The 7,233-nt window shown below is 48.2% G+C and carries 6 protein-coding genes and 2 tRNA genes; 5 read left to right on the forward strand and 3 right to left on the reverse strand.

Going from position 1 to position 7,233, the window contains the following annotated elements; all coding sequences use genetic code 11:
- Positions 1 to 47: 47 nt before the first annotated feature.
- Positions 48 to 1,442 carry a magnesium transporter gene (gene mgtE / locus B160_RS0104915; RefSeq protein ID WP_018626767.1) on the reverse strand — a complete coding sequence of 465 codons (1,395 nt, stop codon included), beginning with the start codon at positions 1,440 to 1,442 and terminating at the stop codon, positions 48 to 50.
- Between the two features lie 199 nt (positions 1,443 to 1,641).
- Between mgtE and B160_RS0104920 the strand changes: the two genes are divergently transcribed.
- Entirely contained in the window at positions 1,642 to 2,025 is a 384-nt protein-coding gene (locus B160_RS0104920) for an SET domain-containing protein (protein WP_026309529.1), read from the forward strand.
- 171 nt (positions 2,026 to 2,196) lie between these two features.
- On the opposite strand, the gene B160_RS0104925 is transcribed toward B160_RS0104920, so the two are convergent.
- On the reverse strand, positions 2,197 to 3,024 hold the full coding sequence (locus B160_RS0104925) for an SAM hydrolase/SAM-dependent halogenase family protein (protein ID WP_018626769.1): 828 nt from the start codon (positions 3,022 to 3,024) through the stop codon (positions 2,197 to 2,199).
- 65 nt (positions 3,025 to 3,089) lie between these two features.
- Positions 3,090 to 3,899 carry an SDR family oxidoreductase gene (locus tag B160_RS0104930; RefSeq protein ID WP_018626770.1) on the reverse strand — a complete coding sequence of 270 codons (810 nt, stop codon included), beginning with the start codon at positions 3,897 to 3,899 and terminating at the stop codon, positions 3,090 to 3,092.
- A gap of 68 nt (positions 3,900 to 3,967) precedes the next feature.
- Between B160_RS0104930 and B160_RS0104935 the strand changes: the two genes are divergently transcribed.
- From B160_RS0104935 to B160_RS28460, 4 genes are all read left to right on the forward strand, one after another.
- Positions 3,968 to 6,427 carry a bifunctional glycoside hydrolase family 9 protein/polysaccharide deacetylase gene (locus B160_RS0104935; RefSeq protein WP_018626771.1) on the forward strand — a complete coding sequence of 820 codons (2,460 nt, stop codon included), beginning with the start codon at positions 3,968 to 3,970 and terminating at the stop codon, positions 6,425 to 6,427.
- Between the two features lie 199 nt (positions 6,428 to 6,626).
- Positions 6,627 to 6,699 (forward strand) — tRNA-Lys (locus tag B160_RS0104940).
- A gap of 106 nt (positions 6,700 to 6,805) precedes the next feature.
- Positions 6,806 to 6,879, forward strand: a tRNA-Val gene (locus B160_RS0104945).
- Positions 6,880 to 7,009: 130 nt separating this feature from the next.
- On the forward strand, positions 7,010 to 7,233 hold a 224-nt coding region (locus B160_RS28460; protein ID WP_018626772.1), incomplete at its 3' end, for an ISAon1 family transposase N-terminal region protein.

Here is a 7,233-nt window from a genome sequence, read left to right on the forward strand (position 1 = left end):
AAACAAAATTTTGTGCAATCGATTGCGCAGCTTTATTAAAATATTGTTTAAAGAAGCGTGCCTTTTAACACCATATAAGCTACGGAAAAATAAATGATGATCCCCGTTACATCTACCAATGTGGCTACAAAAGGGGCTGAAGAGGTGGCGGGGTCCAGCTTGAGCCGTTTTAAAACGATGGGCAACATGGAGCCGATCAGGCTTCCCCACAGCACGATGCCGATGAGCGTAAAAAAGATGGTGATGCCTACCAGCAGCCAATGCTGTCCGTAATCATAAAGGTGCAGTTGCTGCCAGAGCATGATCCGCAGCAAGCCGATAGTGCCCAGGGTAAGACCCAGCAGCAGCCCGGAAAACAATTCCCGCCGCATCACCTGCCACCAGTCGGCAATGGTCACTTCGCCCAGTGTCATGGCCTGTATGATCAGGGTGGAGGCCTGGGAGCCGCTGTTACCGCCGCTGCTCATGATCAGCGGAACAAAGAGCGCCAGCAGGGTGGCCTTTTCAATTTCTACTTCAAAAAACTGCATGGCGGTGGCGGTCAGCATTTCACTGAGGAAAAGGATGATGAGCCAGCCCACCCGCTTTTTATATAATTTGATGAGGGCTATATCAAGATAGGGCTCCTCAAAAGCCTGTGTACCCCCCATCTTCTGCATATCCTCGCTGTACTCTTCTGTAGCTACCCATAATACGTCATCGATGGTCACAATACCCAGCAGCTTATTGCTCTGGCTGACAACGGGCAGGGCAATGCGGTTGTTCATTTTGAACACTTCACTGGCGGTTTCCTGGTCGTCGTATGCATTTAAGGAGATGACCCGCCGTTCATCCATCAGGTCGGACACCAGGGTTTCTGCTGGGTTCAGGATAAACTCGCCGATGCGGATATCATCCAGCAGCTCGCCTTTATGATTGATCACATAAATGACATTGATGGCGTCGCTGTTCTTTCCGTATTTCCGGATGATATCAAACACTTCAGCAATGGTGTTATAGGGGTACACGTACACATAATCCGGGTTCATCAGACGCCCGATGCTGTTTTCCGGATAGCCCAGCAGGGAAAGGGTGATCTTCCGCTCTTCCGGATCAAGCAGCTTGATGAGCTCCCGGACCCCGTTAGAGGGAAGCTCTTCAAGAAAGTCGGTACGGTCATCCGCCGGCAGGTCGTTCAGGAGCTCCGCCGCCTTGCTGGGCGGCAGTTTGTGGATGATGTCTTTTTGGTTGCTTGTTTCCAGCAGCTTAAACACACTGGCAGCCCGGTGCATCGACATATTTGCAATGATCTGACTGTCGTACTCCGGCATTTCGTAGACGAGGTCCACCACGTCGGTAATGTTCTGGGCATCTAAAAATTTTTTGATCTCCAGCTTGTCTTCCGTGGCGATGACCTCTTTGAAAGATTCTACCAATGTTTTATCTTCTTCTTCAAAAGACATGCGTCAAACGTACACAAAATTTTTCATTCCCTACGCAACGGGATGAACGAAAAGTTTTGCGGCATCGGGTGCTTCCGGAGGCCGGGTTTTTGCGGGGAATGCGCAAACTTTGCTTATTTTGCAGGCAATGCCTCCGGTCGGTTCGGGGTATATTATTTTTTGATTAAATATCAGGTCTTATTATTAAAAAAGGAGCAGTGTGATCGCACCTGGTTTGTACATAGCAGATACGGAACAGATGGGCCGGGGCGTATTTACAAGCGTGGCCATAACTGCGGGCTCGCTGATCGAAATTGCGCCGGTGATCGTCATGTCGGGAAAGGAGCGGGCGCTAATTGATCAGACCCTTTTGCACGATTATATTTTTGAATGGGGAACGGATAGCCTTCAGTGTGCCCTGGCATTGGGGTGGGTATCTGTGTACAATCATTCCTACACCGCCAATTGCGAATATGAAATGGATTACACCACCAATTCCATACAAATAAAAACGGTAAGAAATATCCGCGCGGGGGAGGAGCTGCTTATCAACTACGGAGGCAGCTGGGATGAGCAGAAGCCGGTCTGGTTTGAAGCGAAATAGGAGACCTGGGAATTGAGATTTGAGACCGGAGCTTTCTGATGTATGTGAGTCATCGGAACTTTACTTCAGGTCTCAATAATCCCGGATCGCATTACTTTAATGAGAGGGATGAAAGGATGGAAAATCGAATGCCGGGTGCCCTCTATGCCTCAGATCTCAAATCCGACGCCGTTACTCAAAATAGATCCGTACGGTCTGGTAAAGGAGCTGGTTTTGCATGATGTTGGACGACTGGCTGGCTTTGTCGGAGAATCCTTTTAAGCCGAAAAGCCCTGCGGCATTTCCCTTATTGATCGCGATCTCCAGATAGCCGGCACTGTTGAAGAGCGCCAGTTTATCCCCTTCGCGCACATCGGCATAGGATTCGCTGATCCGGTCGATGACCTCGTCCCGTTTAAATACGATCTTGAAACCACGCCCTTTGCGCTGCTGTTCGAACTGCTCCCGGGTTATGTTGACGATCACGTTTTCAAAATTGTCGATAAAAATGATCTGGCCCTCTATATAATTACTGTCTACCAGCGGCTGCAGGGGATTTTTTTCCCGGAAGCTGAAATCAGGAACGCCTATTTTTTGTATGGATTCCCCGTTCACCAGCCGTTCTACCGTTTTGGCCATGACCTCGGTAACGTACAGCGTGTTTTTTACGGCATTGCTGCTCAGCGGCACGCCGATAATGATGTCCGGTTTTTCTTCAAGGATCATGCTCAGCAAGCCGTTGTCTGCGCAGATAATGTATTGATTTTTATGAAAAGCCACCAGCAGGTTTTCCGGCCGGGTGCCAAAAAGATTGACCAGGATCAAATGGAAAGTGAATTCCGGGAAGTTTTTAAAGGCCCCGCGACATACATAGGAGGCCTGCGGAAAATTGAAGGGAGTAATATTGTGTGATATATCTACCAGCTGCAGATCTGCATTTACTTGTAACAATTGCGCTTTAACCGCTCCCACTAAATAGTCCTGGTACCCGATATCAGATGTTAATGTTACAAAATTCATTTCCTGTTCAGTAGATTCACTTATTTGTTGTTAAGGGTATATCCTGCAAAGTAAACGAGCATTTGTTACTTTATCAACTCTTTGTTTTTAAAGTAAAATTTGTGAACCAGTTTGTCAGCAAGCGACGGGAAAAATTTATTCAGAAAGACGGTTTCTTTGCCGGTAGCGGTCATTACAATGGTGCGCTTTTTGTTTTTGACCGCCTTCAGGATCCGGATGGCTACTTCGGCTGCGGTCATCATCTTCCCTTCATCCATGGGATTTTCCTTTTGTTTTTCGCCTTTATCATTCAGGGCGTTGTCGCGAATGCCGGAAGCGGTAAAGCCGGGGCTTACCCACATTACGTGCACCTGGTCATCCCGGAGCTCCGTCATCAGGCATTCGAGAAAACCCTGGAGGGCAAATTTGCTGGAGGAATAGCCGGTCCTTCCGGGCAGCCCGCGATAGCCGGCAATGGAAGAAATGCCAACGATGGAGCCTTTGCTTTGGATCAGCCAGGGCAGCGCCAGCTTGGTGCAATATACCGCTCCGTAAAAATTGATATCCATCAGTTGTTTGATCACCGCCACGTCCAGGTCTTTAAAAAGTCCCCGCATGCTGATGCCGGCATTATTGATCAGGACATCGATGCCTCCGAACACTTCCACGGTGGAGGAAATAAAACGCTGACAATCGGCCTCCGCGCTCACGTCTGCCACGAGGGTATGTAAGAAGGAAGAAGGATGTGCTGCCTGTAAGGCATATAATTTATCGTGATTCCGTCCGCAGGTTGCTACTTTAGCTCCAAATCTGAGCAAAACATCCACCAGGGCCCGCCCGATCCCGTCTGTTCCGCCCGTAACTACTACCACCTTATCTTTGTAATATTCGTTCATGCGGCTATTAAAATATTTTAACAAACCTACTTATAAAATATTAAAAAATAGCTTTTAATGCCTGTTATATGATACGGTTGCTGAAGAAAATACTATGGGTGTCCGTTTTGGGATTGACGACCGTTGCCGGCGCTGCCCAGTCCTGGGTACGGGTCAATCAACTGGGATACACGGAAAGGGATGTGAAGGTTGCCGTGCTGGTTTCCAAAGACGCGGTCGCCTGCCGGCATTTCTCTTTGATCGATGCGGCCACCGGCAAAGAGGTCTTTACCAGTGACCGGGTTCAGGCCTTTCCGGCCTATGCGGCGTTTAAAAGCGGGTGCCGGCTGAATTTCACGACTTTTCAAAAACCGGGAACATATTATATAAAGGCGGGAGATGCTGTTTCACCCGTATTCCCCGTAAACAACCGGGTGTACGACGGCTCTGCGGATTTTATCCTGAAATATATGCGGCAGCAACGATCCCAATACAATCCTTTTCTGAACGATAGCTGTCATACGGAAGACGGCTTTATCGTGTATCATAAAGATAAAGCCAAAGATTCCACGCGGATCGATGTGGCAGGAGGGTGGCATGATGCCTCCGATTACCTGCAATACCTGCCTACATCCGCCAATGCTACTTTTCAGATGCTGTTTGCCTATATGCAGAACCCGGCAAGCTTTGGCGACGCATATGATGCCAACGGAAGAAAAGGGAGCAATGGCATTCCGGATATTCTGGATGAGGCCAGGTGGGGGTTGACGTGGATGGTAAAGATGAACCCGGGAAAGGAGGAATATTACAACCAGATAGCGGACGACCGGGATCATCGCGGCATGCGGCTGCCCAATAAGGATACGGTACGGTACGGCCCCGGTATGGGGCTGAGCCGGCCGGTTTATTTTATTTCCGGCGAACCGCAGGGTCCGAAATACAAAAACCGGAGCCGGGGAGTGGCTTCCAGCGCGGGCAAGTTTGCCTCTGCCTTTGCCCTGGGTGCAAAGATCCTGAAATCCTATGACCCGTCTTTTGCAGGACAACTGCTCGAAAAAGCAAAAGACGCGTATACATTCGGGAAAAAATATCCGGGAAATAACCAGACCATTCCTTTTGGGGCGCCTTATTTTTATGAAGAAGACAATTATGTAGATGATATGGAGCTGGCGGCACTCGCACTTTATGAAACGGATAAAAAAGAAGGGTATCTGAAAGAAGCGATCGCCTTTGCCCGGCAGGAGCCTGTTACCCCCTGGATGGGAGCCGACACCGCCCGGCATTACCAGTGGTACCCGTTTTTAAACCTGGGACATTATTTTGGAACAAAGCAACCCGCGAACCGGGAGGAGTACCTGTCGTTTATGAAAGAGGGGATCGAACGGGTAAAGAAGCGCGGGGCCGGTAATCCTTTTCTGATGGGCGTGCCGTTTATATGGTGCTCCAATAATCTTACCGTTGCCCTGCTTACACAGATCAGCCTTTATAAAAAAGCCAGCGGGGATCACCAGTATGATGAACTGGAAGCGGCGCTTCGCGACTGGCTGCTGGGGTGTAATCCCTGGGGCACCAGCATGATCTGCGACCTGCCGGAAAATGGAGTGGCTCCAAAGGACCCGCATTCTGCATTTACACATCTGAACGGCTATAAAATTTCCGGGGGCCTGGTGGATGGTCCCATCTATGGAAGCATCTGGAACAAACTGATCGGCATCAGGCTTTATAAGCCCGACGCATTTGCCGCATTCCAGTCGCCCCTGGTGATTTATCATGATGACTATGGTGATTATTCCAGCAATGAACCTACCATGGACGGTACGGCAAGTTTGAGTTATTACCTGTCTCAGCAGCAAGCAGCGGCCCATCTTCACGAGAGGCTGGTTACCGACCGGGAAGGTGCTGTGATCGGAATGCCCGGAAAGAAAGTGTATCTCATCTTTTCAGCCCACGACAAAGGAGAGGGGGGCGCTTATATCAATAAGGTGTTAAAGAAAAACCATGTAAAAGCCAGTTTCTTTTTTACCGGCGATTTTTTGCGTAACCCCGCGTTCCGGCCCTTTGTTTTACAATTAAAAAAAGACGGGCATTATATAGCTTCCCATTCAAACAGGCATTTGCTGTACAATGATTGGGATAAACGCGACTCGCTGCTGGTAACGAAGAAGCAGTTTTCAGAAGACCTCCGGGAAGGGTACCGGACGTTAAAAGAAATGGGTATTGAAAAGGGCAGGTGGTTTCTGCCGCCCTACGAGTGGTATAATAAAACGATTGTACAATGGGCCGGCGAAGAAGGCCTGACGGTGATCAATTTTACCCCGGGCACCGGAACCAATGCGGATTATACATGGCCGGAGCAGTCCAATTATAAAAGCAGCGAACAATTGCTGGACCGGTTGAAAAAAGTGGAATCGGAAAAGGGGCTTGGAGGAAGTTTGCTGCTGATCCATTATGGTACCGACGAGCGGCGGAAGGATAAATTTTATAAGCACCTCGGAGCGATCATTTCTTTTTTACGGTCGAAAGGATACCGTTTGGACCGGCTTCCCTGATACCGGAGTAGCGGTGGTTTTTAGCAGGGTACGTTCCGTCATTTGGGATGTGCTGATTTCCATATGCAGAAAGTTTTTTTTGGGTTAAAAGCAACAGGAGTGCGGGGAAGAAAAGCAAAAAAAAATGAGAATCCCTGATTTTTTTTTGGAGCAATAAATTGATTCCCTTATTTTTGCACTCCCAAACGGGAAAAGGGTTGATTCCGTAGCTCAGTTGGTAGAGCAATACACTTTTAATGTATGGGCCCTGGGTTCGAGTCCCAGCGGGATCACAGAAAGGACGGTCAGCTTTGATCGTCCTTTTTTAATTTTTGGTTGCGGTATTTTTGATGGCCAGTAAAGTCTTTTCCATTTTATGCTAGCAATATTTGCGCTCATGAATCTTTAGCTCAGTTGGTTAGAGTGCTACCTTGACATGGTAGAGGTCACTGGTTCGAATCCAGTAAGGTTCACTGATTACTTTGAAGCCTTTAAAGTCTTTGATTTTGAAGGCTTTTTTATGTTCGGCTAAAATATATCCCATAAACGGGATCAAGTGAAAAAGTTGGGGGAATAGTAAAAAAGTGATTTTTTTGCTGGGGTATGAGTGAAGATCAATCAGAGACATTTAAGGCATTAGCGGGGTATTTTTTGCCGGCAGGTACGCTGGAATATTTCGATTTAGTTCGGGTATTAAAAGACAAGGAAGGGTTGGTGTTGTTTTTAGAAGAGCGCAACGAGCTTCCAGAAGAGTTCAAAGGACAACGCTATCATTCCAAAGGATTTTTACCGGAGGTACGTGTACAGGATTTCCCGATACGGGATCA

The organism is Niabella aurantiaca DSM 17617, from assembly GCF_000374125.1.
Classification (GTDB): Bacteria; Bacteroidota; Bacteroidia; order Chitinophagales; family Chitinophagaceae; genus Niabella; species Niabella aurantiaca.